The sequence below is a fragment of the Actinomadura sp. WMMA1423 genome (assembly GCF_006547145.1).
GTDB lineage: Bacteria > Actinomycetota > Actinomycetes > Streptosporangiales > Streptosporangiaceae > Spirillospora.
Genome location: NZ_CP041244.1, coordinates 5,970,126 through 5,996,257, shown reverse-complemented (window position 1 = coordinate 5,996,257; position 26,132 = coordinate 5,970,126). Strand labels below are relative to the sequence as shown.

The window sequence follows — 26,132 nt, the reverse complement described above, 5'->3', positions numbered from 1 at the left end:
GACCCACCAGACATCCCGGCCGCCCCGGCGGGCCTGCGGCGGGCTAGCGGAGGTTCGCGATCGCCGCGCGGAGGCGCTTCTCGTCGACGCGCCAGAAGTCGTGCTGGACGCCGTTGATCAGCGTGACGGGGATCTGCTCCCAATACTGCTCGGTGTCCTGCTCCGACTGCGTGATGTCGCGCTCCTCCCACGGCACGTCCAGGTCGCGGGCGACGCGCTCGACCACCGCGCGGGCGTCCTCGCACAGGTGGCAGCCCGGCTTGCCGAGCAGCGTGATCATGATCTCGCGCGGCATGTCACCTTCCGGGGAACTCCGGGGCCGGGAGCGGCACCTTGGCCGAGCCGAGCTTCAGCTCGATCACGTTCGTCGCGATCACGTGGGTGCGCGACTCGGCGAGGAAGCGCTGCAGGTGCGGCTGCCGGCGGTGCGCGGCGAACGCGGCCTCGTCCCGGAACAGCTGGTAGAAGATCCGCTGCGTGGGGCCGCCGACCACCTCGTGGCAGGCGAAGATCAGCGTGTCGGGCTCGGTCGCCAGCGCGGCCTTGACGAGGTCGGCGGCGAGCCGGTCGAAGGCGCCCTCGCGCCCGTCCAGCAGCGTGTAGACGGTGATCTGGCCGCACGCGTTCGCCAGCTCGCCGCCGAGCGCGCCCGGCTTGGCCAGCCCGGCGAGCGGGGAGCGGTCGAGCGGCCCGCCGAGGGGCCCGTCGATCGCCGTGGGCCCGGCCGGGTTCGCCGGGTAGGCGGGACGCTCCGGGACGCCGGTGTTCTCGGGGATGCTCGTGTTCTCGGGGAAGCGCAGCTCCTCCGACGCGGGCTCGGGGAAGCGCAGCTCGCCGCGCCGGGGGTCCGGGGGCGGGACCGGCGCCGCGACCGGCTCGGCCTTGGCGCGCTGGGGGTAGCCCTGCTGCTCGTAGCCGGTCGCGGGCTCCTCGCGGTACTCGTCGCCGTACTCGTCGTAGCCCTCGCCGTCCTCGTCGTAGACGGGGATGGTGCGCATCGACCCGTACCAGACGAGGCCCGCGGCGGCGCCGAGCGCGATCAGCGCGAGCGGCGCGGGCAGGAACCCGCGGGTGCCGCTGACGACCAGGACGCCCGCGAGGGCGACCAGCGCCACCGGGATGAGCAGCTCCGCCGCCTCCTGGTCGCGCTTGCTGGCCAGCCACGCCGTCACGCCGGTGCACCCCGCGAGCGCGAGGACCGCGACGACGTGCGCGCCGTCGATCAGCAGCAGCGGCAGCGCGTCGTAGGTGGAGTTGGGCTTCGGCAGGCTCTTGCCGAGCGAGCCCTTGAGCGGGTCGAGGACCAGGATGACGATCGCGACGACCGTGTAGGAGATCGTGAACAGCCAGGCGGCGAACCGGACCTGCACGTACCGGGCGATCAGCTCGATCATGCCGAGGGCGAGCCAGACCGGCCCGATCAGCGCCGCGCCGAGCTCCATGACGCGGAAGAACACGCCGTTGAAGCCCATCATGAAGCCGAGGCTCATGGACAGCAGCGCGAGCGTCAGCCCGACCTGCGTGAACGACCAGGCGATCAGGTAGAGCAGCCGGTCCTTGTAGGCGCGCTGAACCAGCAACCCGGTGGCCGCCAGGGCACCAAGGGTCGCCAGCAACGCGAGAAGAGCATCGACCATCGCGCCCCATGGTGCCCGATGCGGGGGGCCGACGGGTAACCGCGGCCGAGGAACGCCCATTGCCTCGCGTCCCTTTCGGTATCTAGAGTGGCACTTCACGCCGGAGGTCGCGTACGCCCCGAGGAGAACTGCATGAGCAGCTTGACCCTCGATGCCGGGGTAATCCCGCTTCCTCGGCATCCCCGGGGTTCTCTCACCCGGCCCGGACGCGTCGCCGACCGGAGCCCGGACCGCGACGCCGACCGGGCCGCCGACCGGGCCGAGGTGCTCAAGGCGCTGGTCCTGCGGGCGCGCGACGGCGACGCCGAGGCGTTCGGCTCCCTCTACGACCACTACGTCGAGCTCGTCTACCGGTACGTCTACTACCGGGTGGGGACGCATCAGCTCGCCGAGGACATCACCAGCGAGACGTTCCTGCGGGCCCTCCGCCGCATCTGCGACTTCCACTGGCAGGGCAAGGACTTCGGCGCCTGGCTCGTCACGATCGCCCGGAACCTCGTCGCCGACCACTTCAAGTCCGGCCGGTACCGGCTGGAGGTCTGCACCGCCCAGCTGATCGAGCCGGACCGTCCCCAGGAGGGGCCGGAGCGGGCCGTCCTGGACGCGATGACCAACCGGACCCTGCTGCGGGCCGTCCGGCGGCTGAACTCCGAGCAGCAGGAGTGCGTCGTGCTGCGCTTCCTGCACGGGCTGTCGGTCGCCGAGACCGCGCTGATCATGGACAGGAAGCCGGGCGCCATCAAGGCGCTGCAGTACCGCGCGGTCCGCTCGCTGGCCCGCATGCTCCCTGACGACCTGCGCGGTTGACCGCGCCGTCCGTCGAGCCCGCCCGAGTCCACCGCGACGGCCGCGGCCGTCGCGGCCCGGGCCGTAGTCTCTACCGGGCCCGGCAGGTGCCCGCCGGTTAGTTGATCAATTAACTTTCGGGCCGTAACCCGGCCCACCGTCCGATCGTTCAAGCGGGCAGGAGCGCGTTCGCGCCTGGAGTCCGCAAGGGAGCGGCCAGTGAGAACTCGGTGTTGACGAAGCGGGGAAAGATCGCGGAGCAGGGGAGCGCGCTGGCCCGGCTGGGGGAGAGCGCCGCGGGGCCGGACCCGCGGTTCCGTGCCGTGCTGCGCGAGCGGCTGATGGCGGCCGCGAGCGACAGGGGTGAGGACTGTCGCAATCACGCCCGCGGGGACGGCGGCGGGGAGGCGGTTGACTAGAGTTCGCCTCATGCGGCGATTCTGGCAGCCCGGGTTCTGGGGGCGCGGCAGGGACGAGGACCACAAGAGCGCGGGGCAGGTGGCCGCCGCCGCGGCGGCCGAGTTCGCCCCGCTCCCCGCGCCCGATCCCACCGCGGCGGCGTTCTTCGACGTCGACAACACGATGATGCGCGGCGCGTCCATCTACTACTTCGCGCGCGGTCTCGCCTCCCGCAAGCTCTTCACCATGCGCGACCTCGCCATGTTCGCCTGGGGGCAGGCGGCGTTCCGCCTGCGCGGCAGCGAGAACTCCGAGCACATCGGCAGCGCGAAGGAGGCCGCGCTCGCGTTCGTCGCCGGGCAGAAGGTCAGCGGCATCGTCAAGCTGAGCGAGGAGATCTACGACGAGGTCATGGCCGACCGCATCTGGCACGGCACCCGGACCCTCGCCCTCCAGCACCTCGACTCGGGCCAGCAGGTGTGGCTCGTCACCGCCACGCCCGTCGAGGTCGCCCGCACGATCGCGCACCGGCTCGGGCTCACCGGCGCGCTCGGCACGGTCGCCGAGACCCGCGAGGGCGTCTACACCGGCCGCCTCGTCGGGAACCTGCTGCACGGGCCGGCGAAGGCGGAGGCCGTCCGGGCCCTCGCGCAGCGCGAGGGGCTCGACCTCGCGCGCTGCTCGGCCTACAGCGACTCGATCAACGACCTGCCGCTGCTGACCGTCGTCGGCCACCCCCACGCCGTCAACCCGGACGCGGAACTGCGCGCCCACGCCAGGGACCACGGCTGGCCGGTCCACGACTTCCGCACCGGCCGCAAGGTCACGATGATCGCCCTCCCCGCGGCCGCCGGCGCCGGCGCCCTCGCGGGCGGCGTAGCCGCCGGCATCGCCCTCCGCCGCCACTACCGCACGAGCTGACCATCTCGCCTTCGGCCGCACGCCGCCCCGTCCGGCCCCGCCACGGGGGTCGTTGACCAGGAGTACCGCGGCCTCAACAGGGTGTCCCACTTCCATCTCGCGCTGGTGGACACTGCGGACACCCGGCGCATCCGAGCCAGAGGCGAACTCCTGTGATGCTTCGGCCTCCGCTGGTCCGGTGCAACTGATAACCCCACCTTGTCGCCTGCTCAGGAAGGGATCAGGGTCGGGCGTTTTGCCGCCTGGCACCCGACTGAAACCCCTATGAGACGGACGCCACACGATGTGGATTTGCTAGGGCCAAATTCTACTGGCTAGCATTTGTCAAGCAGGGTTCGGGCCTGCGAATAGATAAACCTAGAGAAAGGTCAACTGCAATGCCAGACCAGCCTCCCGCGAAGTTTTGCACGCAGTGCGGCGTCGAACTCTCGTCCGCGGGCAAGTGCTACACCCCCGGATGCCGCAACGCGGCCAGGACCAGTCTTCGACTCATCAGTCGATGACGGCTCGGCGTTCAACTGGGGATGCATCCCCCAGCTGAGCCGGCCTCGTACCAAGAAATGCCCAACGCGCAAGAAAAAGGCTTAGGCCACGCACCGGCACAGGGTGCACAACGCCTTTTCCTGCCCTGACCTCAAGAGCCGGGGCACTCGAGATCTCGGGTGCCCCGGTGTCAAACGGCTGGTCCTCCACATGCCGTGGGGGGCCAGCCATATTCAGTTTTGGAGGCGAGCCGGTCCGTCAGGGTGCGGTCACTGAGTGACTTCCAGTCCTCCGAAGGTCCAGAGCTCCCTCCGCCAAGACTCTCGGGTGTGAAGAACCGGGGTACTACCGGCCTGCCCTCGCTCGGGGTTTTCCGGTTTGGTGTCCCGACGTCAGTCCAAGGCGGCGATGCCTGTCAGGGAACGGCCGATCAGGAGTTTCTGGATCTGGCTCGTCCCCTCGTAAAGGGTCATCACTCGGGCGTCGCGCAGGAACTTGGAAACGGGATATTCATCCATGTAGCCATAACCGCCGAACACCTGGAGGGCGTCGTTGGCGGCGCGCACGGCCGCCTCGCTCGCGTACAGCTTGGCCATTGAGGATTCGGTGGCGAACGGCAGGCCGCGGTCGATGTGATCGGCGACCCGCCACACCAGGAGGCGGGCCGCGTCGACCTCGACGGCGATGCCCGCAAGCAGATCCTGCACCAGTTGGCGGGAGGCGATGGGCCTGCCGAACTGCTCGCGTTCCCTGGCGTACGCGACCGCCGCGTCCAGGCACGCCTGTGCCAGGCCGACACATCCGGCGGCGACCGACATGCGTCCCTTGGCCAGCGCCGCCATGGCGACGGAAAAGCCCCTGCCTTCGGGGCCCAGACGGGCGCCGTCGGGCACTCGTACGCGGTCGAGCACCAGTTCCGCCGTCGCCTGGCCGCGCAGGCCCAACTTGCCATGCAGCTCACGGCGCTGGAAACCAGCGCTATCAGTCGGCACGAGGAAAGCGGTAATGCCCCGGTGGCCCTGCTCACCTGTCCGGGCGAACACCACGGCGACGTCCGCCCACGTGCCGTTGGTGATGAACATCTTGGTGCCGCTGATCAGCCAGTCGTCGCCGTCGCGCACCGCCCTGGTGGCGAGCGCGGCGGCGTCGGAGCCGCTGCCGGGCTCGGTCAGCGCGAAGCACCCCAGCGCCGTTCCATCCGCCAGGGCGGGCAGCCAGCCGAGCTTCTGCGCCTCGTCCCCGTAGGTGTTGATCGACTTCGCGACCAGGCCGAGAGAGACCGACACGATCCCCCGCACCGCCGAGTCGCCCCGGCCGAGTTCCTCCAGCACCAACGCGTAGGTGAGGTGGTCGCCTCCTGAGCCGCCGTACTCCTCCGGGAGGGTCAGGCCCAGGAAACCCAGGTCACCGAGACGCCGGACGATCCGCTGATCGACTCTCTCGGCGCGGTCCCACGCGGCGGCATGGGGCGCGATCTCACGGTCGACGAAGTCGGCGGCGAGTCGTCGCGCCGCCTGCTGCTCGTCGGAGAGTTCCAGATCCATGCCTGCCAGCCTCCTCGTCACCGACCGCCGGACCACGATCATGCTCAGCACTCTATCCAATGATTCGATCGATCGATACAATCAGGCCTCACCTCACATCCGTTAGGAGTGGCCTCATGGAAGCCTCGTCATCGGATGCGCTGGCCCAGTGTGTGGAACGAATCGACCGCGACCGGCTGGCGCAGACCCTCTGCGAACTCATCGAGCTGCCGAGTGTGAACCCCTTCGGCGGCGCACCGCAGGACGCGGAGCAGGGAGAGGGGAGAGTGGCCGCCTACCTTCACGATCGCCTCGCGGGCCTCGGCTGGACGGGCGAGGTCGACGAGTACGCCCCCGGCCGTCACAACACGCTGGCGCGGCTTCCCGGCGCCTCAGGGGGACGGTCCCTGATGTTCGCCGGGCACATGGACACCGTCGAGACCACCGGTTACCCCGAAGCGCTCACCGCAGTCGTGCGGGACGGCAGGGTCCACGGGCGCGGCGCCTGCGACATGAAGGCCGCGCTCGCCTGCTACCTCGAGGTCGCCGAGATCCTGGCCGAACGGTCGCTCAGGCCTGCCGGAGACCTGCTGATCGCGGGCGTCGGCGACGAGGAGTACCGCCAGGAGGGGGCCAAGGCGCTCGGCGCGTCCGGCCCCCGGGCCGACGCGGTGATCATAGGTGAGCCGACCGAACTGACCGCCTGCCTGGCCACCAAGGGGCTCGCCGCCTTCGAACTGCGCGTGACCGGCGAGGCCACGCACAGCAGCGTGCCGCAGCACGGCACCAACGCCATCCTCGCGGCGGCACGGCTGCTCGGCCGTCTCGAAGACCACCAGCGCACGCTCGACCGCCGCCGGCACCCCCTGCTGGGCCCTCCCACGATGAACGTGGGCGTCATCGAGGGCGGCATCAAGCCGAACATCGTTCCCTCCGAATGCCGCGTCCAGTTCAGCCGCCGCCTGCTGCCGGGGGAGACCGCGTCCGACGTCCGCACCGAAGTGGTGGCGGACCTGGAACCGGGAGGGTGGTCGCTCGGCGAGGCCTGGTGGACCGTCGATCCCTACGAACTGCCCGAAGGGCACTGGCTGGCCGCGGCGCTGCTCGGCGCCGCCGAGCTCGGCGGGGCGCCCGACCCGAGCCCGCGCGGGTTCCCGGCGAGCTCCGACGCGGCGTACTTCGGTTCCCCGGTCGCGCTGTTCGGCCCGGGCTCGCTGGCCCAGGCGCACAGCCTCGACGAATGGGTGTCCATCGGCGACATGGTCACGGCGACCGCCGTGTACCTGCGCACAGCGTTCATGATCTCGAACTGAGGGGAAGCACATGTGGTTGCGTCTCGCCCTGGCCGCGTTGCCGTTCGCGTTGCTCCTGGGGGCCGTCCCCTGGGTCAACCGCACCGAGCCCTACGTCCTCGGACTGCCGTTCTTCCTCTTCTGGCTGAGCCTGTCGATCGTGCTCACCTCCGTCTGCATGGCCGTGGTGTACCGGCTCGACCCGGTCAACGGCCCCGGCCAGGCCGGCAGTGAGGAGGAGGGCTGATGTTCGTCTCGCTGACGCTGATCGCGCTGACGCTGGCCCTGGCGGTCTACCTGGGGGTACGGGCACGCGGACGCAAGGCCATGGACCTGGAGAGATGGGCCGTCGGCGGCCGGTCGCTGGGGGGCGTCTTCGTGTTCCTGCTGATGGCCGGGGAGATCTACACGACCACCACGTTCCTCGGCATCAGCGGGTTCATCTACGCCAACGGCGGTGCCGCCTACTACATCCTCGCGTACGTCACCCTCGCCTACGTGATGTCCTACTGGCTGCTGCCCGTGCTGTGGAGGTACGCGAAGCAGCACGACCTGATGTCGCAGGCGGACTTCTTCATCAAGAAGTACGACAGCCCCGGTCTCGGCGTCGTGGTCACGATCATCGGGATCTCCGGCATGGTCCCGTTCCTGGTGCTGCAGCTGAAAGGGCTCGGCATCATCGTGTCCGAGGCCTCCTACGGCGCGGTGTCCCCCACCGCCGCGATCGTCGTCGGCGGCGTCCTGCTGACGGGCTACGTGGCGCTCTCCGGACTGCTCGCGGCGGCCTGGACGTCCACGGTGAAGGACGTCCTCATCGTGGTCGTCGTGGCATTCCTCGGGGTCTACCTGCCCCTCAAGTACTTCGGCGGCGTCGGTGAACTGTTCGCGGCGGTCGAGAAGGCCCGGCCGCACTTCGCCGAACTCCACACCGACGGCCTCGGCGTCTCCTGGTACGTCTCCACGGTCCTCGTGTCCACCCTCGGCTTCTACATGTGGCCGCACCTCTTCGCGGCGACGCTCTCGGCGCGACGGGAGTCGACCTTCCGGAAGAACGCCGTGATCTTCCCGCTTTACCAGCTGTTCCTGCTGTTCGTGTTCTTCGTCGGCTTCACGGCCGTGCTGGCCGTCCCGGGGCTGCCGGCGGGGCAGGCCGACCTGTCGTTGCTGCGGCTGGTCAAGGAGGCGCTGCCGCCGGTCGTCATGGGGCTCGTGGGCGGCGCCGGGCTGCTCGCCGCGCTGGTGCCCGGCGCGATGCTGCTGAACACCACCTCGACCCTGATCGCGAACAACGTCTACAAGCCGCTCCGCCAGGAATCCGACGCCGGCCGGGTGGCGCGCCTCCTGGTCCCCTTCGTGGGCGCGGTGTCGGTCTACCTCGCGCTCATCGACGGCGCGGCCATCGTCACCCTGCTGCTGCTCGCCTACGCGCTGGTGACCCAGCTCGCCCCCGCGCTGCTGCTCAGCCTGCTGCCGCGGAACCCGGCCAACAGCCGGGGCGTGGGCGCGGGCATGCTTGCCGGCACCGGGACCATCGCCTACCTGACCGTGAACGAGCTGACGGTGGCCGACGTGGCGCCCTTCCTTCCCTCGGCGCTGCTGCACGTCAACGTGGGAGTGCCGGCTCTGGGCGTGAACATCGTCGTGCTGGTCCTGGTCACCCTCGCCACATCCCGGCGGGCGCCCGTGCTCACCGCTCGAGGAAGCGCGTAGGTTCGCCGATGTCGAGATCCGCGCGCCGCACGGGGCGCCCGTCCCGTGCGGCGCGCATCAGCGCCAGCCCGCCGTCGGCGTAGGTGCGGCACAGTTCGTGCAGTTCCAGCTCGCCGCTCGGACGGAACCAGTGGGACACGGCGGTGCACATCTCCAGAAGCCCGATGGTCAGGGCCTTGGTGTTGGGCACCGTGAAGACCCGCGCGGCGACGCCGTCCTCCACGGTGGAGCGCCAGACGCTCTCGTACGCGTCGCGCAGGGCGATCACGCGTTCGCGGCGGTCACCGGACAGGGCCCGCAGTTCCGTGTCCGTGACGATCTTGGCGAGGCGGTCGGTGACGTGCGCCCACACATGCTGCTCGATCAGCATCGCCAGCTGCTCGGAGGGTGTCGCCAGGGCCCGCCGTGCCTCATCGGCCGCGCGCTTGAGCGGCTCGGTGCTGGTGACCATGATGTCGACCAGCAGGTCGTCCTTGCTGCCGAAGTGGTGGTACAGGGACGAGAGCGTGACGTCCGCCCCGGTCGCGATGTCGCGGATGCCCGTACCGTGAAATCCCCGCTCGGCGAAGAGGCCGATGGCCGAAGAGCGGATACGGCGAGACGTCTCACCCGCTACGGCGGCAGGCGTGCGCGGCATCGAAGGCTCCTACCCGGTCACGATGCGGTCCAGGTACGTGAACCTACCCGATACGCCGATCAGCGGACGGTCAGCCCGCCATGGACAGCCCACCGCTGACGGACAGGACCTGGCCGGTGATGTGGGCGGGGGCCGCGGCGAAGAAGGCGACCGCCTCGGCGATCTCCTCCGGCCGGGCCAGGCGCCGGGTCGGCGTCGCGCGGACGATGGCGTCCATGGTGGCCGCGGCCCGGTCGTCCCGCTTGATCTCTTCCAGCAGCGGCGTGTCCGTGGGGCCCGGGCAGACGCAGTTCACGGCGATGCCGCGGCGGGCCGTCTCGCGGGCGATCGACTTGGTGAACGCGATCGTGCCGCCCTTGCACGCGGCGTAGACGGCCTCGCCCGACGAGCCGACCCGGCCGGCGTCGCTGGCCACGTTGACGATCCTGCCGCCGCCCCGCTCCGCCAGTCTCGGGAGGGCGAGGTGGGTGGCGTTGAAGACGCCCTTGAGATTGATGTGGATCAGCTTGTCCCACAGCTCCGGGTCGGTATCGGTGAAACGCCGGACGTGGTCCCAGCCGGCATTGTTGACCAGGACGTCCAGGCCGTCCATGCGCGCGCAGGCGTCGTCCATGGCGCGCCCGAGGCCGGTGTAGTCGCCCACGTCGGCGCCCGCCGCGAAGGCGCCGGGCACCTCCCGGGCGAGCTGCTCGGCCGCCCGCGTGTCGAGGTCGACGATGGCGACCGACGCGCCGGACGCGCCGAGCCTGCGGACGATCGCCGCTCCGATGCCCTTGGCGCCGCCGGTCACGATCACGGAGACGCCCCGGAACCCGGACTCGTGGCGGGGCTGAGGAGAGTTGCTCATTACGAAATCCCTGTCGTCGATGTTTCGGGGGCGCGGGGCTCGTGCCGCGGTCAGCCGCGGGCTTCCCGGTCGAAGGCGGAGGCGCCCACTCCGTGTGTCTTGAGCACGTGCTTCGCGATCTTCTCCGTGGGCGTCTTCGGGAGCGCTCCGGCGAACGCGACGTAGCGCGGGACCATGTGACGCGGCAGCCGTTCCCGGCAGTAGGCGAGGAGTGCCTCCGCATCGAGTGCGGCTCCCTCGCGGAGCACCAGTGTGACCATCACGTCTTCTTCGGTGAGCTCGCTCGGGACGCCGAACGCGGCCACTTCCAGCACGGCCGGGTGCTCGCCGACGACGGATTCGATCTCCAGGGCGGAGATGTTCTCTCCGCGCCGCCGGATCACGTCGCTTCCGCGTCCGACGAAGTAGAAGAACCCCTCCGCGTCGCGCCGCGCGAGGTCGCCGGTGTGGAACCACAGGTCACGCCATGCCTCGACGGTGGCCTCCGGCATTCCGGCGTACCCGCTGAGGATCACGTGGGGTTCGAGAGGCCGGATGCAGATCTCTCCCACCTCGCCGCCGGGAACCTCGAAGCCGTCAGGGTCCATGACCCTGACGTCGAAGGGATGCACGGGACGGCCGCAGGAACCGGGGCGACGCGGATCGCCCGGACGGTTGTACAGCACGATGCCGGTATCGCTCAGGCCGTACACCTCGACCAGCTCGACGCCGAACCTGCGCTCGAATTCGTCGGCCCAACCGGGTAGCGGCACCCCCCAGCCGAGTCTGGCCGGATTGTCGGCGTCGTCGGGTTCCGGCGGGTGCTTGTACAGCATGGTCAGCGTCGCGCCCATGAAATCGAAGACGGTCGCCCGGTAGTGGCGTACCTGCTGCCAGAAGCGCCGCACGGAGAACCGCTCGACGAGCGCCGCGGTCGCGCCCAGCGCCAGAGCGGGGGCGACGGTGAAGATGGCCGCATCGGCATGGAACAGCGGGAACGGGCAGAAGAGCACATCCTCCGCCGTCAGGCCCAACTGGTCGGTGAAGATGTCCGCCTGACGGCGCACGTACCGGTGGGAGAGGACGCATGCCTTCGACCGGCCGGTGCTCCCCGAGGTGAACAACAGGATGCTGGGATCGCCGGGGCGCGTTCCGAAGCGCGGAGCGGAGCCCGGGTGCTCCAGATCGTTCCACGGCCGGATCGGGATCTCACCGGGCCGGGTCTCGACGCGGCCGCGGACGAAGATCGCACGCAGGTCCGCGCCCTCGGACAGCGCCTCCCGCACTGCCGGAAGGAACCGCTCGTCGACGACCGCGACCTCGGCCCCGCTCGTCCGCAGCACGTTCACGAGCCCGTCGCCCAGCAGCGCCGTGTTCACGGGGGCCGCGACGGCTCCGATACGTCCCAGCGCGAGCCAGGCGACGACGAACTCCACGCAGTTCGGCAGGACGAAGGCCACGGTCTGCCCCGGGCACACGCCGTTCTCCGCGAAACCGGCGGCCACCGAACGGACCTTCGCCGCGAGCCGACCATAGGTGAGCGTCTCGCCCTCCACGCGCAACGCGGCGTGGTCGGGCCGTGTCCGTGCATGCTCCTCGACGAGATCGCCGAGCGTGCGCGCGTCCCGCGTCATCGCCCTCCCCCTTCACCCGAATGACGGGCGGCGAAGTCGCGGAGGCCCTTCTCGCCGGCCGGGCCTCGCCGGGCCTCCCCCACGGCCGCCGCTTCCCGGGCCAGCGCGCCGGCGACTGCCTCCCTGCCCCCATGGTCGAGCAACCGCCGGGTCAGGCGAACGGCCTGCGAGCGGCTCGCCATCTCCTCGGCGAGCGCCACGGCACGGTCCACAAGCCGGTCGCCGGGCAGCACCTCACTGACCAGACCGGCCGTCAGCGCCCAGGCCGGGTCGAAGGTCCTGCCCGTGAGCACCATGTCGCGGGCGCGGCCATGCCCGACGATGGCCGGGAGCAGCACCGAGGCGCCGTTGGTGACCACCAGGCCCCACGCCACCTCGGGGCACGCGAACACCGCGTGCTGGGAGGCCAGGCGCAGGTCGCAGGCCAGTGTCAGCTCGAGCCCGCCCCCCATCGCCGGCCCGTTGATCGCGGCGATGACCGGCGTCTCCATGTCGAGCAGCTTCCCGGTCAGCCGTTGGAGAAGCCCGACGCTCTCGTCGAACGTCTCGGCATCGGTGCTCGCGGCCTCCGACAGATCATCGCCTGAGCAGAACCCCGGCCCGGCGCCGGTCAGCACGATCGCTCCCGTCTCCGCGGACCCTTCCAGCTCGGCCAGCACGCCGAGGAGCTCGCGCAGCATCCGGTGGGACAGGGCGTTCCGCACGTCGGGCCGGTTCAACGTCACCACCGAAACAGGCCCTCGACGGTGAAGCAACACGTGCTCAGCACGGCCACCCCCGGTGGCCGTGGCGCATTCGACTGACATGGGGCTATTGTATCGATCGATCGATTCGACGCAAGGAGGAGCATGGACCGCTACGCGGACTACCGACGGCTGGACGTGACCTGGGTCTCGGACGGCGTGCTCAAGGTGACCATCGACAACCCCGGCCGCGCCAACGCCCTGGACGCGGTGGGCCACACCGAGATCACCCGCATCTGGCGGGACGCCGAGGCCGATGAGCGGGTCCGCGCCGTCCTCGTCACCGGGGCCGGCCGCATGTTCAGCGCCGGTGGAGACGTCGAGTGGGTGCGGAGCTTCACCGACGACCCGCAGGCCCGGATCGACGGCCTGCGCGAGGCCCGGGAGCTCGTGACCAACCTCGTCGAGTTCACCAAGCCCGTCGTCTCCTCGGTGCGCGGAGCGGCGGTCGGGGCGGGGCTCGTGGTGGCGCTGCTCGCCGACGTCTCCGTGGTCGCCAGGAACGCCCGCCTGATCGACGGCCACACCAGGCTGGGCGTCGCGGCGGGCGACCACGCCCCCCTCGTCTGGCCGCTGCTGTGCGGGCTCGCCAAAGCCAAGTACTACCTGCTCACGTGCGATCCGCTGGACGGGGCGGAGGCCGAGCGCATCGGCCTTGTGTCCCTCGCGGTGGACGACGTGAACGTCCTCGACCGGGCCACCGACATCGCGGTCCGGCTGGCCGAAGGCGCACCCACCGCCCTGCGGTGGACCAAGCAGGCTCTCAACTCCTGGCTACGGGCGGCCATGCCTCACTTCGACGCCGCGCTCGCCCTAGAGTTCCTCGGTTTCGCCGGCCCTGAGGCGCAGGAGGGAATCGCGGCCCTCGGAGAGAAGCGCGCACCCATGTTCTGATGCGCCGCCCCGCCGTCCACGAACGCGCCGAGCCACCCGGCGTCACCCGCCTCGCCCACCCTCGTCCCTGAGCGAGTCCCGCGCCGAGAACGCGACGTCCACCGACCTTGCGCAAACGGCTGAGACCGGCGCGTGCGCGCGCCTCCTCCTCACTCGGCGGCGAGCCGGATCGCCTCACGCAGCACGGAGGGACGAACAAGAAGCGCGGGGCCGTTCGGGTCCTTCGAATCCCGAATGGCCACACCAGCCGCCAGTCCAGCCAACTCGACGCAGTTTCCGCCAGAACTACCGCTACGGCTGGACTTACGCCAGACGAGTTCTCGGTTCATGGTTCCACTTCTCTTCGATGGTGCGAGTGATCAGGTCGGCGCTCATGCTCGTGGGGAGGGCCTGTGTACAGATCGCGTCGAACCTGTCCTTAAGTCTGGAGATGTCCTCTCGCGTGTCCATCATGATCCCACGCGCAGCAGTCTCGGCAAGTGCGATCTCCTTGCCGTCCGGAAGCGTCGCCAAAACGAACGCTCCTTCGTTGCCAGGGTGGGGCACGCCGTTCGGGATGACCTGGATGCTCAACCGAGGTCCTATGGCGTCCACGAGGTGCTGGAGTTGGGCGCGCATCACAACTGCCCCTCCAACGTCGTACCAGAGTACGACTTCAGGTAGGACGTAGATCAGACGAGGAGGTACAGGGTCTGTCCTTGTGAGGACGGACTGCCGCGCCAGTCGAGCATCGGTTGCTTCGCGGTCGCCGAAGAGGAGGCTGCTCGCGTACTCCTCCCGTTGGAGCAGGCCATAGACGACGGTGGGCTCGTAGACCTTGAGGGTTCCGGCGTCCTCCTCGACGGCGGGCCACTTGCGGAACCACTCGGGGAAGCCGTCCTTCTTGTCGCCGAACAGGCCGTCGTGGAGGTGGGCCAAGGCCTGCCTTGTGTCGAGGACGGCGTCGCAGTGTTCGGCGAAGGTCCGTTCGCAGTGGCATTCGGCGCGTTCGACGGCGCCGATGAAGGACGCGCTGTAAGGGATCTTGCCCGCGAGCTGCTTGATGCTGTGGTCCGCGAGGACGCGGTACCGGCGGACTTCTGATCCGAACAGGTCGAGGGGACTGTTCGACGGGGTGAGGCGCTTGGCGGGCTGCGGCATTGCGTCTCCCTATGACCAGCCATGACCAGCGATGACCAGTGGTCGGGGGCCATGGTCCGAGGTTGCCCTGTGGCATTGCTTTCGCGTTTCCCAGCATGGCACTTTGCGCGATGCTCGGTGCGGGGACGACGGAAACGAATGTCGAGATGTTCGACGCGATCGTTTTGACAGTTCCCCATGAAACGGTCATAGCGGAATGCATTTTCGCAATCTGCCCGGCGAATCGGACAGGACGGAGCGCCTCGCCTTATGCATCCATTCACAAAGGACGTCGCAGGGATATGCGACGAGGGCGTTTCCACGCTCGTCCTCGAACCGGACGAGCGGGCACCGGCCAGGGCGCGGCGGTTCGTCGCCGAGCGCTTCGCCGCATGGGGCGTCGCCGACGACCACACCGGCCGGACGATCGTCTCCGAACTGGTCACGAACGCGCTGCTCCACGGGGAGGGTCCGATCGTCCTCCGGCTGTACCAGGACGAGCGCGACGGCCTGCCCACGATCGAGGTCCGGGACGGCGGCGCAGGGCAGCCGGTCGTCCGGCCGGAGGACCACGCGGCGATCCATGGGCGCGGGCTGCTGATGGTGGCCGGTCTCGCACTCGACTGGGGGACCCGGCCGCTGGTGGAGGGAGGGAAGCTCGCGTGGGCCAAGTGCGGGCTCTAGCCGCCCTCGCCGAGCGCCATCTGCTGCGGTGGCGCACCCGCTGGGGCCACGAGACGGCCGCGCGGCACCTGGACGAGCTGGCCGCGGCCCTGGCCCCGCAGGGCTGGCGGTTCGTGAAGCTCTACCGGCGCACGGAGTTCCCCGCCCCGGTTCCGCTGCTGTGGATCCACGCGAGCGCCACCAAGGACGTCGGCATCGTGGTCAGCGCCCTCGCCGCCCCGGGGCGCACCTGGGCCTACCACGACGCCCAGCGAGGGCGGCACGGCTACCTCTGCCTGTGCAACGACGCCAAGGCGGCGGCCGCGCAGATCGACCGCCTCCTCAAGCACCGCCTCTTCCCGTCCACCTGGTGACGGGGCCTCATCACCGGCGCGCCGCGAACGCGTCCTACTGCGTCTGTCGGGTGCGCCCTAGTCTGTCCTCGTGGTCGACTCCCTCCCCCGCGACTCCGTCCCCGGCGGGCCGGTCGAGTTGAGGCTGCTGTCCGGGGTCGCGTGCCGGGGGCGGGACGTCACGAGCCCGCGGCTGCGCGGGCTGCTCGCGCTGCTGGCGGGCGAGCCGCGGGCGGGGGTGTCCGTCGTCCGGCTGGTGGAGGGGCTGTGGCCTGGCGAGCGCCCGGAGAATCCGGTGAAGGCGCTCCAAGTGGTCGTCTCCCGGGCGAGGTCGCAGCTGGGCGCGGACGTCATCGCCGGCACGCCGACCGGGTACCGCATCGGCCTGGAGGAGTCCGCGGTGGACGCCTCCGCCGTGCTGCTCGCCGCGTCCGCGAGCGCGCGGCGTTCCCGCGACGGCGACCACGCGGGCGCGCTCGCCCACGCCGAGGACGGGCTGGCGCTCTTCGACGGGCCTCCCGAGCCCGGCGACGGGGACGATCCGCTGGCCGTCCTGCGCGCGGACCGGGTCTCGACCTACTGGACGCTGGCGCGAGCGCGCGCCCTGGCCCTCGCGCGCCTCGGCCGGCACGCGGAGGGCTTCGAGGCGCTCGCCGGCGCCGCCCTGGAGTACCCGCGCGACGAGGAGGTGCTCGCCGAGCTGCTGCGGTGCGAGGCCGCGACCGCGGGTCCGGCGGCCGCGCTGGCGCGGTACGAGTCCTACCGGCGCTCGCTGCGCGACGAGCTCGGCACCGATCCGGGAGGTGCGCTCCAGCGCGTCCAGCAGGAGCTGCTGCGGGACGAGGCGCCCGCCGTCCGGCGCGGCGTGGCGCACGAGCCGAACCCGCTGCTCGGGAGGGCCGGAGACCTCGCCGCCGTGCTGGACCTGCTGCGCGCGTCCCGCGTCACCTCGATCGTCGGGCCGGGCGGGCTGGGCAAGACGCGGCTGGCGAACACCGTCGCGCGGGAGGCGCCGCAACGGGCGGTGCACTACGTCCCCCTCGCGGGCGTCGCGCGGGACGAGGATGTCGCGGGCGAGGTCGCGTCCGTCCTCGGGGTCGGCGAGTCGCCGCCGGCGCACGGACGCCTCGGCAGGGCGGGCGACGTCGCCTCGGCCATCGCCGAGGTGCTCGGACCGGGTCCCGTCCTGCTCGTCCTGGACAACTGCGAGCACGTCGTCGACGGTGCCGCCGGGCTCGCGGGCGCGCTGGTGTCGATGACCCGTGACCTGCGGATCCTGACGACGAGCCGCGCGCCGCTGGGGCTGTCGTCGGAGTCGGTGTACCCGCTGCCCGCGCTGGACCCGCCGACCTCCGCCGAGCTGTTCCGCCAGCGTGCGCGCTCGGCGCGTCCCGGCGTGGAGCTGCCCCCCGGACCGGTGGAGGAGCTGTGCCGCCACCTCGACGGGCTGCCGCTCGCGATCGAGCTGGCGGCGGCGCGCGTCCGGGTCATGACCGTGCCCGAGATCACTCGCGGCCTGGGCGACCGGTTCGCCCTGCTGCGCGGCAACGCCCGCGACGCGCCGTCCCGGCACCGGACCATGCACGCGGTCGTGGACTGGAGCTGGGGCCTGCTCTCCCCGTCCGGGCGGGAGGCCATGCGGCTGCTGTCAGTGCTCCCCGCCGGTTTCACCGCGGCGGCGGCACGCCATCTCCTCGGCGGCGACGCCCTGGAGATCCTTCAGGACCTCGTGGACCAGTCCCTCCTGGAACCGGCCGGGGGCGGTCCCGAGACCCGGTTCCGGATGCTGGAGAGCGTCCGCGAGTTCAGCGCGGCCCATCGGGACGCCGAAGGGGACACCGATCGCGCCGTGAGCGGCATGCTCACCTGGGCGCGGGAGTTCGGCACGGCGCACCACGAGGCGCTGTTCGGCTCCGAGCCGTTCGCGCCGCTGGCGCGGGCACGGGTCGAGCTCGACAACCTCCAGCGGGCGCTCCGCCACGGCCTCGCCCGGCGCGACGCCCCGGCCGTCGCGGCGGTGGCCGCCGTCCTCGGCGGCGTGTGGACGCTGGAGGCGGCCTACAGCCGGATGATCGTCCTGGCCGAGGAGACGGCCGGGCTCCTCAGCCGCTTCCGCCCCGGCCCCGAGGACGTCGACGTCGCCCGGACCGCCCTGGCTCTCAGCGTGGTCACCACGGTCCTGTTCAAGGGGCCTCAGGCGACGCGCGCGCTCGTGGCGCTGCGCCGCCTCCCGCCCGCGCCGCATGGGAGCTTCGTCAACGCGATGGCCACGGTCGCCGCCGCCATGCCGGAGATCCTCGACCCGGACCGCGCCGGCTCCGGTCGCCCCGGCCTGGAGGAGCTGTGCGCCGGGGACGATCCGCTGGTCGCGGCCCTCGCGAACTGCGTCGCCGGGTACATCCGGGAACGCGAGGGCGACGTGGCGGGGGCGCTCGCGGCGACCGAGGACATGACCGCGACGCCCTGCGTGCCGGACATCCCGTGGTGCCGCCTGCTCTTCCACTCGCGCCTCGGCGAACTGCTCATGCAACTCGACCAGGGCGACCGGGCCCTGCACCATCTGCGGATATCGCTGGATCTGCTGGAGAAGTACGAATGGCCCGACATGTTCGGGTTGATGTGGGCGATCGGGTCGGTGCACCTCTCGCTCGGGGACTACGCCGAGGCGGAGCGGTGGCTCGACCGGTCGCTGGTCCACGGGCCGGACGAGGCCTTCGGCACGGCCGCCTTCAACCTCGGAGCCCGCGCGGAGATCGCGTTCGGGCGCGGTGACGTCGAGACCGGCCTGGCGCTGTGGCGCGAGGCGGTGGACAGGCTCGCCGCCGAGGACGTCCCGGGGCCGCGGGCCGGCCTCGACCCGTGGACGCTGGAGGCCCACTGCGTCACCGTCGTCGCACACGCCAGGCACGGCCGCGTCGATCTCGTCGAGGACCTCGTGGCCGGGCTGCCCGCCAGGCTGGCGGCCCTGCTCAACGACCCGCCCGTCCCGATGCCGTCGTCCTTCATGGACCTGCCCGTCAGCGGCGGGCTGCTGCTCGCGCTCGCCATGGTCGACCTCGCCCGCCCCGGCGCCGCCCAGGACGTCCGGACGCGGGCCGCCCGTGCGATCGCGCTGGCGCAGCGCCTCCACCACGTCCGGAACTTCCAGCCGACCATGTCCACGGCGCTGATCAGTCGCGCCGCGCGGGACGCCGACGGGCCGGCGTACTCCGACGCCGTGCCGGAGTACGCCGGCCTGGGCCGCGCGGAACTGCGGGCCATCGCCCGCGAACTCGCACGCGGGTTCGCGCCGGTCTAACGGGCCGTCCTGTCTCAGCGGGGGGCCTTCCGGTCGAACAGGACCTTCGAGGAGGCGTAGCCGGCGATGGCGAGGCCGGCGCACCAGGCGACGGAGACCGCCGCGTCCCGGCCGCTCGGCGTGCCCGCGAGCAGCCCCCGCAGCGTCTCGATCATCGGGGTGAACGGCTGGTACTGCGCGAACCACCGAACCCCGGCGGGCATCGACTCCGGCGGGACGATCGTGCTGCCGACGAACGGCAGGAACTGGATGATCATCGGGGTGTTGCTCGCGCCCTCAGGGTTCTTCGCCAGCAGCCCGAGCATGACCGCGACCCAGGTCAGCGCGAACGTGAGCAGGACCAGCAGGCCGACGGCCGCGAGCCAGTCCACCGCGCCGCCGCTCGTCCGGAAGCCCATCGCGACCGCGACGGCCACGACGGCGGCCGTGCTCAGCAGCGTCTGGATCATGCTGCCCGCGACGTGCCCGGTGAGCAGCGACGAGCGGGAGATCGCCATGGTCCGGAACCGGTCGACGATGCCCTCGGTCATGTCCACGCAGACCGACACCGAGGTCGCCATGCAGCCGGACGCGACGGCCATCAGGATGATCCCCGGCGCGACGTACTGGATGTAGTCGCCCTTGGCCGCGCCGCCGACGCCGTCGCCGAGCGCGTTGCCGAACACCCCGACGAAGAGCAGCATGATCAGGATGGGCATCATCATCCCGGCCATCGTCAGGGACGGGTAGCGCAGCGCGTGCCGCAGGTTGCGGCGCAGCATGGTCGCGGAGTCCGCCGCCGCGTGCGTGAGCGTGGTCATCGCGAGGTCGCCTTCTCTCCGGTCCTGCCGGTCGTGTCGTTCTTGCCTGCTATGTCGTTCTTGTCTGCCGTGTCGTTCTCGCGGGTCGTGCCGGTCCTGCCGGTGAGGGCGAGGAAGACGTCGTCGAGGTCGGGGGTGTGGACCGACAGCTCGCCGACCTCGATCGAGGCGTCCGCCAGCCGTCCGAGCAGCGCCCGCAGGGAGGCGACGCCACCGTCCCCGGGCACCTGGAGGGCGAGCGCGTCGTCGTCCCTCGTCACCGAGCCGAGCGTCCGCGCCGCCGCGTCGAGCGTCGCCAGGTCCGCGAACCGCAGCCGCACGTGCCCGCCGGGGACGAGCCGCTTCAGCTCGTCCGAGGTGCCCTCGGCGACCAGCCGCCCGCCGTCCAGCACCGCGATCCGGTCGGCGAGGTGGTCGGCCTCCTCCAGGTACTGCGTCGTGAGGAAGATCGTCACGCCCTCCCGGACCAGCTCGCGGATGATCTCCCACATGGTGCGGCGGCTGCGCGGGTCGAGCCCGGTCGTCGGCTCGTCCAGGAAGATGATCTGGGGGCCGCCGATCAGCGTCATCGCGATGTCGAGCCGCCGCCGCATCCCGCCCGAATAGGTGGCGGCCGTCTTGTCCGCCGCCTCCACCAGGTCGAACCGCTCCAGCAGCTCGCCCGCCGCCCGGCGCCCGCCGGCCTTGCCGAGGCGGTGCAGGTCCGCCATGAGGATCAGGTTCTCGCGTCCCGTCAGCAGCCCGTCGACCGCCGAGTACTGCCCGGTCACGCCGATCGCCCGGCGTACGCCGTCCGGGTCCCGGCGCAGGTCCCGTCCCGCCACGCTGACGTCGCCGCCGTCCGCGGGGATCAGCGTGGACAGGATCCGCACCACGGTCGTCTTCCCCGCCCCGTTGGGCCCGAGCAGCGAGAAGACCGTCCCGCGCGGCACCTCGAAGTCGATCCCGTCGAGGACCGTCCTGTCCCCGAACGCCTTCCGCAGCCCGGCCACCTGGATGGCCGTCTGCCGTATCTCGATGTCCATGCCGTGAAGCGTGGGCGTCCCCGCCTTCAGGCCGGTTTCATCCCGCTTTCAGCCCCGGCCCCGAGCCGTCCGGCGGCTGAAACTCACCAGGTCAGGGGCAGGGTGTCCAGGCCGAGGACGAGGCTCGCGTGCTCCACCGGCCGCGCGCCGGGCGCGATGCGGTAGTCGGGGATGCGGGCGTGCCATTCGCGCAGCGCGATCTGGAGCTCGAGACGGGCGAGGTGGGAGCCGAGGCAGCGGTGCGGTCCCGCGCCGAAGGCCATGTGCCGGGCCGGCGGTCGGTCGACGTCGACGGCGGAGGCGGCCGGAACGGCGCGCGGGTCGCGGGCCGCCATCGCGGTCGGGAGCATGACCATGTCGCCCGCCCTCATCGGGCAGCCGTGCGTCTCGACGTCGCGGGTGAGCTTGCGCGCGGGCAGGACGGGCGCGTAGACGCGCAGGAACTCCTCGACCGCGTCCGGGATGACGTCCGGGTCTCCGGCGAGGCGGGCGCGGAGGGCGTCGTCGCCCGCCAGGTGCCAGAAGGTGTAGGAGAGCTGGGCGGCGACGGTGTCGAGACCGGCGAGGAACAGCAGGACGCAGAGCTGGAGCAGCTCGTCGTCGGTGACGGGCCGGCCGTCCACGGTGAACCTGATCGCGGCGCTCACCAGGTCCTCGCACGGCCGGGCGCGGCGGTCCCGGATGAGTTCGGTGAGGCAGGCCGTCAGCGCCGCCATGGCCTCGGGCCGTCCGCCGGTGGAGGGCCGCGAGTGCAGGATGGCGCGCTCCCAGCCGAGGAACTCCTCCAGCCTCTCGATGGGCAGGCCGACGAGCTCCAGGAAGATGGCGGTGGGGTAGAGCCGCGCGAAGTCGGTGACGAGGTCGCACGCCCCCCGGGACGCGAAACCGTCGATCAGCGCGGCGCAGTGCCGGGTGATCCGGTCGCGCAGGACGGCGGCGGCGACGGGAGTGAAGAACGGCCGGAGTAACCGCCGCCACGTCGTGTGCAGCGGCGGGTCCAGCATGACCGGGATCCACCGGTGCGAGGGCTCCGGGTCGATGACGGCGATCGCGCGGCTGGAGAACGTCTCCGGGTCCTGGAAGGCCGCGAGGATGTCGTCGTAGCGGGTCAGCACCCAGAAGCCGGGCCCCGCGGTGCTGCGGAACGCCGGATGCGCCTCCCGGAGCTCGTCCATTCGCGCGTGGGCCGCTCCGGCGGGCCGCGGCCCGGCGAACGGGTCGAAGTCCGTCCGAGGCCCGCCGGCCTCGCCGTACCGTGTCGGGTCCTGCACGATGGCCTCCTCACTCGCGAGGACGCGGGCGCGGTCGGCACCGCCTCCCCGCCGGGGTGCGGTTGTGTCCTGCCGGCCAGGATCGCACGAGTCCCGGAGCCTGGCGCGGAACGAGGGCGCCGCCCCCGCCCTACTCCGCCGGACCTGCGGTCCGACGGGACGGCGCCTGGCGGACGAGGGTGGTGGTGAGGAACAGGGCCAGCAGGGCGGCTATCAGCAGGAGCGTTCCCGGGACACCGGCCGTGGGGGCCGCGAAGGTCGCGAGGAGCACCAGGACGGCCGTGGCGGCGAGCAGCGCGGGATGCGCGTTCATGCGCCGGATGGGAGCGTTCAGCGCCCAGAGCATGACCAGGACGATGGCGACGGGGACGGTGACGGAGGCGGCGACGAGCCGCGGCCCCGCCTCGCCGTGGTGGGCGTACGAGGCCACCGCCGTCTCCAGGCCGCCTCCGATGGCGGCGAGCGCGGCGAAGAAGACGTAGTGGCCGTACCACCACAGGAAGGACGGGTCGCGGCGCCCCTCCAGGCGCTCCGCCGCGGGCTCCAGGAAGTAGATCCACCAGAGCGCGAAGAGGATGGCGAGCCCGGCGAGGGCGATCGTGATCAGCTCGGCGCCGACCCCCTGCGCCACTGCCCGCTCCACCGCGTAGGTGGAGGCGAACACGCTCTCGCCCAGCAGGATGATCGTGAAAAGCCCGTACCGCTCGGCCATGTGGCGCGGGTGCCAGCGCGTCGCGCGGGACCGCTCGGCGATCGGCGGGACGGACAGGTCGAGCGCCGCGAGGATGAAGAACACCCACGTCGGGCCCTGGTCCGGCAGGGCGAGCCGCGCCACCCAGAACGCCATGGTGACCGACAGGCCGACCGCGTAGCGCAGGGCCGTGGCGCGGCCCGCGGGGTCCTCGGCGGCCGCGCGCAGCCAGAGGGCGACCAGGCCGACGCGCATGACGAGATAGCCCATGGTCATGGTGGTGACGTCGCCGGCGAACGCGGAGGGCACCCCGGCCGCCAGGATGAGGACGCCCGCGAGCTGCACGAACACCGTGAGCCGGTACGGGACGTCGTCGACGTCGTAGGCGGAGGCGAACCACGTGAAGTTCATCCACACCCACCAGATGGCGAAGAACGTCATGAGGAACGGCGTGATGGAGTCGCCCAGGCGGCCGTCCTCCGTGCCGCCCGCCAGGCCCTGGACGGCCTGGTACACCGCGTCGACGAACGTCAGGTCGAACAGCAGTTCCAGGGGGGTGGAGACGCGGTGCGGTTCGCCCGGATCGCGTGCGACCATGCGGCGGCGGAGCGGCGGCATCTGATCACTTTAAGCGATCTCCCGATCACTCTGAGTGGTGTGCACCGGAGGGTCAGAGGAAGGCGGGCCCCCGGCGCAGCAGCGTCTCGTAGAGCATGTGCTGGACGTTCTCGCGGACGTGGTCGGTGATCTCGAAGACCGTCATGGGGTCGTCGGCGGCGTCCGCGTCGTAGCCGTCCAGCGTCATCGGCTCGCCGAACCGGATCACCCACTTGGACGGGAGCGGGACCAGCCCGGCGGGGCCGAGCAGCGGGAACGTCGGGGTGACCGGGAAGTACGGGAGGCCGAGGAGGCGGGCCAGCGGGCGCAGGTCGGCGATCTTGGGGTAGATCTCCTCGGCGCCGACGATCGCGCACGGGATGATCGGGACCCCGGCGCGCAGCGCGGTGCCGACGAAGCCGCCGCGGCCGAAGCGCTGCAGCTTGTAGCGCTCGGAGAAGGGCTTGCCCACGCCCTTGTAGCCCTCGGGGAAGACGCCGACGAGCTCGCCCTTGCCGAGCAGGCGGGCGGCGTCGGCGTGGCAGGCGAGCGTGTGGCCGGCCTTGCGGGACAGGTGCCCGAGCAGGGGGATCTGGTAGACGAGGTCGGCGCCGAGCAGGCGGACCTGCCGGTCGGCGTGGTCGTGCAGGGCGACCGACAGCATGAGCGCGTCGAGGGGGATCGTGCCGGAGTGGTTGGCGACGAGGAGGGCGCCGCCGGGCGGGATGTTCTCCAGGCCGTCGAGCTCGACGCGGAACCAGTGCTCGTAGAGGGCGCGGGCGAGCGGCAGGAGCACGGCGGAGTTGAACTCGGGGTCGAAGCCGAACTCGTCGATCTCGTACTCGCCGGACAGCCTGCGCCGCAGGAACCGCAGGCCGGAGGCCAGGGCCCGTTCGAACTGGCCGGGTCCGGCCGGGTCGGCGCCGGGCGCGTCCTCGCGCGGATCGCCGTCGTGCGGACCCCCGTCGCGGGGGCCCTCGCCGCCGGGGGCGTCGTCGCGGACCGAGGCGAGCCGGATGACCTGCGCGCCCTCGTCGTCCCCGGGGTGAGCGTTCGTGGTCATCTGGGCTCTCCTTTCAGGCGCGTCCGAACCGCTCAGGCCCGCCCGAGCAGGGCCGTCAGGCCGCCCCGGACGAAGCCCTTGGCGGCGGCGAAGTCGGCGAAGGCAGCCTCGGAGCTGTACTTCGGGTGCCAGGCGAGCTCCCGCTCCAGTGCCGCGGTGTCGATGACCCGGCCGTAGGTCAGCCAGCGCAGCAGCTCCGGGGAGAACCCGGACAGGCCCGCGAACCGGCGCCCCATGTCGCCGAGGACCGAGATGGAGGGCGCCGGGACGGGCAGGTAGGGCCGCCCGGCGCGGCGCAGGGCCTGCGACAGCAGGAGCACTCCGTCCCCGGCGACGTTGTAGCAGCCGGGGTGGTCCTCGACGGTCATGCGCCGCAGCACCTCGACGCCGTCGTCCTCGTGGACGAACTGGAGCCGCGGGTCGAACCCGAGCACGGTCGGGACGACCGGCAGGCGCAGGTACCGGGTGAGCGGCGAGTCGACGCCCGGGCCGAGGAAGTTCGCGAACCTCAGCACCGATACGGCCAGGTCGGAGCGGCGCCGCATCAGCCCGCGGACGTAGCCCTCCACCTCGACGGCGTCCTTGGCGTAGCCGGTCTTCGGCGCCTCGACCGGCTCGTCGCGCTCGGTGAAGACGGCCGGGTCCATCGGGGAGGAGCCGTACACCGCGGCCGACGAGCGGACGACGAGCTTGCGCATGTCGGGCGAGCGCTGGCAGGCCGCGAGCAGCTGCATCGTCCCGATGACGTTCAGCTCCTTGACCTTCGCCCGGGGAACCGACGAGGAGGTCACCAGGTTGAGGTGCACCACCGTGTCCACCGCGGCCGACGCGATGATCTTCGCGATGCCGGGCGTGCGGATGTCGACCCGGACGAACTCGGTGCGGCCCAGCGACTCGGCCGGCGGCACCGTGTCCACCCCGATGACACGCTCGATGCCCGGGTCGGCTTGCAACGTGTTCGCGACCCGCGCCCCCAGGAAACGGGAGACGCCCGTGACGAGGACGACACGGGCCGCGGCGGCGGGCATGGAGGACACTGGGCCCTACCCCTTCACGGCTGGACGGCCGGTGCGGTCACTTCTTGTTGCGGCGCTGGATACGCGTCTTCTTCAGCAGCTTGCGGTGCTTCTTCTTGGCCATCCTCTTGCGGCGCTTCTTGATGACAGAGCCCACGGAACCTCGCTCGGCGTATCGGGTGATGTGCAGGAGACGGGCGTGCCGCCGGAGAGCGACTCTCGGCAGGCGGGCACGGTCCGAGGCCCCAGGGTACCGCTGCGGCGGTGGAGATCATGCCGCGGCCTGCTCCGCGGCCCCCGAATGGAGGGTACGGACGGCGGCCGGCACCGCGCGTCGCACGGCGCCGGGCACCGTTCCGTCCGGGCGGGCGTGGCCTGCGGCCATCGCCCGTCCGCTCGGTGTCCGGACCGTTCTGCCGGTCCTCGTCCTGCTTCCCCAGCTTCGGGACGGCCCCTCGGGACCATCCCGACGCCCCCTGCACGGCCGGGTACTGAGTTCGCGGCGGGGTCATGCCCCGCCCCTACCCGTTATCCGGCTTCGATGTACGCGTCGCGCAGGTAATCGTGGACGGCCTGCTCGGGAACCCGGAACGAGCGGCCCACGCGGATCGCGGGTAGCTCGCCCGAGTGGACGAGACGGTAGACGGTCATCTTGGACACCCGCATCACCGCCGCCACTTCGGCCACGGTCAGGAACCTGACCTCGCTCAGAGGTCGCTCGCCTGAGGTCATCGGACGCCCTCTTCCACAC

At 71.5% G+C, this 26,132-nt stretch carries 27 protein-coding genes; 10 read left to right on the top strand and 17 right to left on the bottom strand.

Translation table 11 applies throughout. The features are described 5' to 3' along the window. Positions 1 to 43 precede the first annotated feature (43 nt). Entirely contained in the window at positions 44 to 295 is a 252-nt protein-coding gene (locus FKD65_RS27785; protein ID WP_141580325.1) for a glutaredoxin family protein, read from the bottom strand. Between the two features lies 1 nt (position 296). After that, positions 297 to 1,637, bottom strand: a complete 1,341-nt coding sequence (locus tag FKD65_RS27780; protein ID WP_141580322.1) for a putative quinol monooxygenase — start codon at positions 1,635 to 1,637, stop codon at positions 297 to 299. A 132-nt stretch (positions 1,638 to 1,769) separates the two neighbouring features. Here FKD65_RS27780 and FKD65_RS27775 point away from each other — a divergent pair, with 132 nt between their 5' ends. From FKD65_RS27775 to FKD65_RS27765, 3 genes are all read left to right on the top strand, one after another. Beyond that, positions 1,770 to 2,444 (top strand): sigma-70 family RNA polymerase sigma factor, encoded by a 675-nt coding sequence (locus FKD65_RS27775; RefSeq protein WP_141580320.1) that lies wholly within the window; start codon positions 1,770 to 1,772, stop codon positions 2,442 to 2,444. Positions 2,445 to 2,653: 209 nt separating this feature from the next. After that, the gene (locus FKD65_RS27770) at positions 2,654 to 2,842 is read left to right on the top strand and encodes a hypothetical protein (RefSeq protein WP_141580318.1); all 189 of its coding nucleotides are present in this window, start codon (positions 2,654 to 2,656) and stop codon (positions 2,840 to 2,842) included. A gap of 10 nt (positions 2,843 to 2,852) precedes the next feature. After that, on the top strand, positions 2,853 to 3,743 hold the full coding sequence (locus tag FKD65_RS27765) for an HAD family phosphatase (protein ID WP_141580316.1): 891 nt from the start codon (positions 2,853 to 2,855) through the stop codon (positions 3,741 to 3,743). Positions 3,744 to 4,618: 875 nt separating this feature from the next. Here FKD65_RS27765 and FKD65_RS27760 read toward each other — a convergent pair. Then, entirely contained in the window at positions 4,619 to 5,812 is a 1,194-nt protein-coding gene (locus FKD65_RS27760; RefSeq protein ID WP_240809637.1) for an acyl-CoA dehydrogenase family protein, read from the bottom strand. A 110-nt stretch (positions 5,813 to 5,922) separates the two neighbouring features. On the opposite strand from FKD65_RS27760, the gene FKD65_RS27755 reads away from it, so the two are divergent. The 3 genes from FKD65_RS27755 to FKD65_RS27745 are packed head-to-tail and all read left to right on the top strand — an operon-like array spanning position 5,923 to position 8,751. Beyond that, on the top strand, positions 5,923 to 7,062 hold the full coding sequence (locus tag FKD65_RS27755) for a M20 family metallopeptidase (RefSeq protein WP_168221219.1): 1,140 nt from the start codon (positions 5,923 to 5,925) through the stop codon (positions 7,060 to 7,062). A gap of 10 nt (positions 7,063 to 7,072) precedes the next feature. Continuing rightward, positions 7,073 to 7,288: a DUF3311 domain-containing protein gene (locus FKD65_RS27750; protein ID WP_141580311.1), complete on the top strand. Its 216-nt coding sequence runs from the start codon at positions 7,073 to 7,075 to the stop codon at positions 7,286 to 7,288. Then, entirely contained in the window at positions 7,288 to 8,751 is a 1,464-nt protein-coding gene (locus FKD65_RS27745) for a sodium:solute symporter (protein ID WP_141580309.1), read from the top strand. Before FKD65_RS27750 ends, FKD65_RS27745 begins: the two co-directional genes overlap by 1 nt. Here FKD65_RS27745 and FKD65_RS27740 read toward each other — a convergent pair. The 4 genes from FKD65_RS27740 to FKD65_RS27725 form a co-directional block, all read right to left on the bottom strand. Next, on the bottom strand, positions 8,729 to 9,388 hold the full coding sequence (locus tag FKD65_RS27740) for a TetR/AcrR family transcriptional regulator (protein ID WP_141580306.1): 660 nt from the start codon (positions 9,386 to 9,388) through the stop codon (positions 8,729 to 8,731). The genes FKD65_RS27745 and FKD65_RS27740 overlap by 23 nt on opposite strands. Positions 9,389 to 9,458: 70 nt before the next feature. Continuing rightward, on the bottom strand, positions 9,459 to 10,235 hold the full coding sequence (locus tag FKD65_RS27735) for an SDR family NAD(P)-dependent oxidoreductase (RefSeq protein WP_141580304.1): 777 nt from the start codon (positions 10,233 to 10,235) through the stop codon (positions 9,459 to 9,461). 50 nt (positions 10,236 to 10,285) lie between these two features. Continuing rightward, complete coding sequence (locus tag FKD65_RS27730) at positions 10,286 to 11,848, bottom strand: AMP-binding protein (RefSeq protein ID WP_141580302.1); 1,563 nt, start codon at positions 11,846 to 11,848, stop codon at positions 10,286 to 10,288. Next, the gene (locus FKD65_RS27725) at positions 11,845 to 12,573 is read right to left on the bottom strand and encodes an enoyl-CoA hydratase/isomerase family protein (RefSeq protein WP_168221218.1); all 729 of its coding nucleotides are present in this window, start codon (positions 12,571 to 12,573) and stop codon (positions 11,845 to 11,847) included. The genes FKD65_RS27730 and FKD65_RS27725 overlap by 4 nt, the downstream gene beginning before the upstream one ends. Positions 12,574 to 12,696: 123 nt before the next feature. On the opposite strand from FKD65_RS27725, the gene FKD65_RS27720 reads away from it, so the two are divergent. Then, positions 12,697 to 13,485 (top strand): enoyl-CoA hydratase/isomerase family protein, encoded by a 789-nt coding sequence (locus tag FKD65_RS27720; protein WP_141580298.1) that lies wholly within the window; start codon positions 12,697 to 12,699, stop codon positions 13,483 to 13,485. Between the two features lie 149 nt (positions 13,486 to 13,634). Here FKD65_RS27720 and FKD65_RS27715 read toward each other — a convergent pair whose 3' ends face one another. Next, a complete protein-coding gene (locus FKD65_RS27715; protein WP_141580296.1) occupies positions 13,635 to 13,814 on the bottom strand; it encodes a DUF397 domain-containing protein in 180 nt (59 codons plus the stop codon). Next, positions 13,789 to 14,625, bottom strand: coding sequence for a DUF5753 domain-containing protein (locus tag FKD65_RS27710; protein WP_141580294.1), 837 nt, complete (start codon positions 14,623 to 14,625; stop codon positions 13,789 to 13,791). Before FKD65_RS27710 ends, FKD65_RS27715 begins: the two co-directional genes overlap by 26 nt. Positions 14,626 to 14,874: 249 nt before the next feature. Here FKD65_RS27710 and FKD65_RS27705 point away from each other — a divergent pair, with 249 nt between their 5' ends. The 3 genes from FKD65_RS27705 (at position 14,875) to FKD65_RS27695 (ending at position 18,918) form a co-directional block, all read left to right on the top strand. Further along, the gene (locus FKD65_RS27705; RefSeq protein WP_141580292.1) at positions 14,875 to 15,288 is read left to right on the top strand and encodes an ATP-binding protein; all 414 of its coding nucleotides are present in this window, start codon (positions 14,875 to 14,877) and stop codon (positions 15,286 to 15,288) included. Continuing rightward, positions 15,267 to 15,641 (top strand): hypothetical protein, encoded by a 375-nt coding sequence (locus FKD65_RS27700; protein WP_141580289.1) that lies wholly within the window; start codon positions 15,267 to 15,269, stop codon positions 15,639 to 15,641. Before FKD65_RS27705 ends, FKD65_RS27700 begins: the two co-directional genes overlap by 22 nt. Positions 15,642 to 15,711: 70 nt before the next feature. Then, positions 15,712 to 18,918, top strand: a complete 3,207-nt coding sequence (locus FKD65_RS27695; protein ID WP_141580287.1) for a BTAD domain-containing putative transcriptional regulator — start codon at positions 15,712 to 15,714, stop codon at positions 18,916 to 18,918. A 14-nt stretch (positions 18,919 to 18,932) separates the two neighbouring features. On the opposite strand, the gene FKD65_RS27690 is transcribed toward FKD65_RS27695, so the two are convergent. From FKD65_RS27690 to FKD65_RS27655, 8 genes are all read right to left on the bottom strand, one after another. Continuing rightward, entirely contained in the window at positions 18,933 to 19,718 is a 786-nt protein-coding gene (locus FKD65_RS27690; RefSeq protein ID WP_141580285.1) for an ABC transporter permease, read from the bottom strand. Then, positions 19,715 to 20,743: an ATP-binding cassette domain-containing protein gene (locus FKD65_RS27685; protein WP_141580283.1), complete on the bottom strand. Its 1,029-nt coding sequence runs from the start codon at positions 20,741 to 20,743 to the stop codon at positions 19,715 to 19,717. Before FKD65_RS27685 ends, FKD65_RS27690 begins: the two co-directional genes overlap by 4 nt. A gap of 83 nt (positions 20,744 to 20,826) precedes the next feature. Beyond that, positions 20,827 to 22,014: a cytochrome P450 gene (locus FKD65_RS27680; protein WP_240809636.1), complete on the bottom strand. Its 1,188-nt coding sequence runs from the start codon at positions 22,012 to 22,014 to the stop codon at positions 20,827 to 20,829. Positions 22,015 to 22,144: 130 nt separating this feature from the next. Next, positions 22,145 to 23,323, bottom strand: coding sequence for a low temperature requirement protein A (locus FKD65_RS27675; RefSeq protein ID WP_205718275.1), 1,179 nt, complete (start codon positions 23,321 to 23,323; stop codon positions 22,145 to 22,147). Positions 23,324 to 23,375: 52 nt separating this feature from the next. Then, on the bottom strand, positions 23,376 to 24,365 hold the full coding sequence (locus FKD65_RS27670; protein ID WP_141580281.1) for a lysophospholipid acyltransferase family protein: 990 nt from the start codon (positions 24,363 to 24,365) through the stop codon (positions 23,376 to 23,378). Positions 24,366 to 24,397: 32 nt separating this feature from the next. Further along, positions 24,398 to 25,393 (bottom strand): NAD-dependent epimerase/dehydratase family protein, encoded by a 996-nt coding sequence (locus tag FKD65_RS27665; RefSeq protein ID WP_141587117.1) that lies wholly within the window; start codon positions 25,391 to 25,393, stop codon positions 24,398 to 24,400. 46 nt (positions 25,394 to 25,439) lie between these two features. After that, positions 25,440 to 25,538, bottom strand: coding sequence for an AURKAIP1/COX24 domain-containing protein (locus FKD65_RS27660; RefSeq protein ID WP_018654693.1), 99 nt, complete (start codon positions 25,536 to 25,538; stop codon positions 25,440 to 25,442). 371 nt (positions 25,539 to 25,909) lie between these two features. Next, positions 25,910 to 26,113 (bottom strand): helix-turn-helix domain-containing protein, encoded by a 204-nt coding sequence (locus FKD65_RS27655; protein ID WP_021591693.1) that lies wholly within the window; start codon positions 26,111 to 26,113, stop codon positions 25,910 to 25,912. Positions 26,114 to 26,132 lie beyond the last annotated feature (19 nt).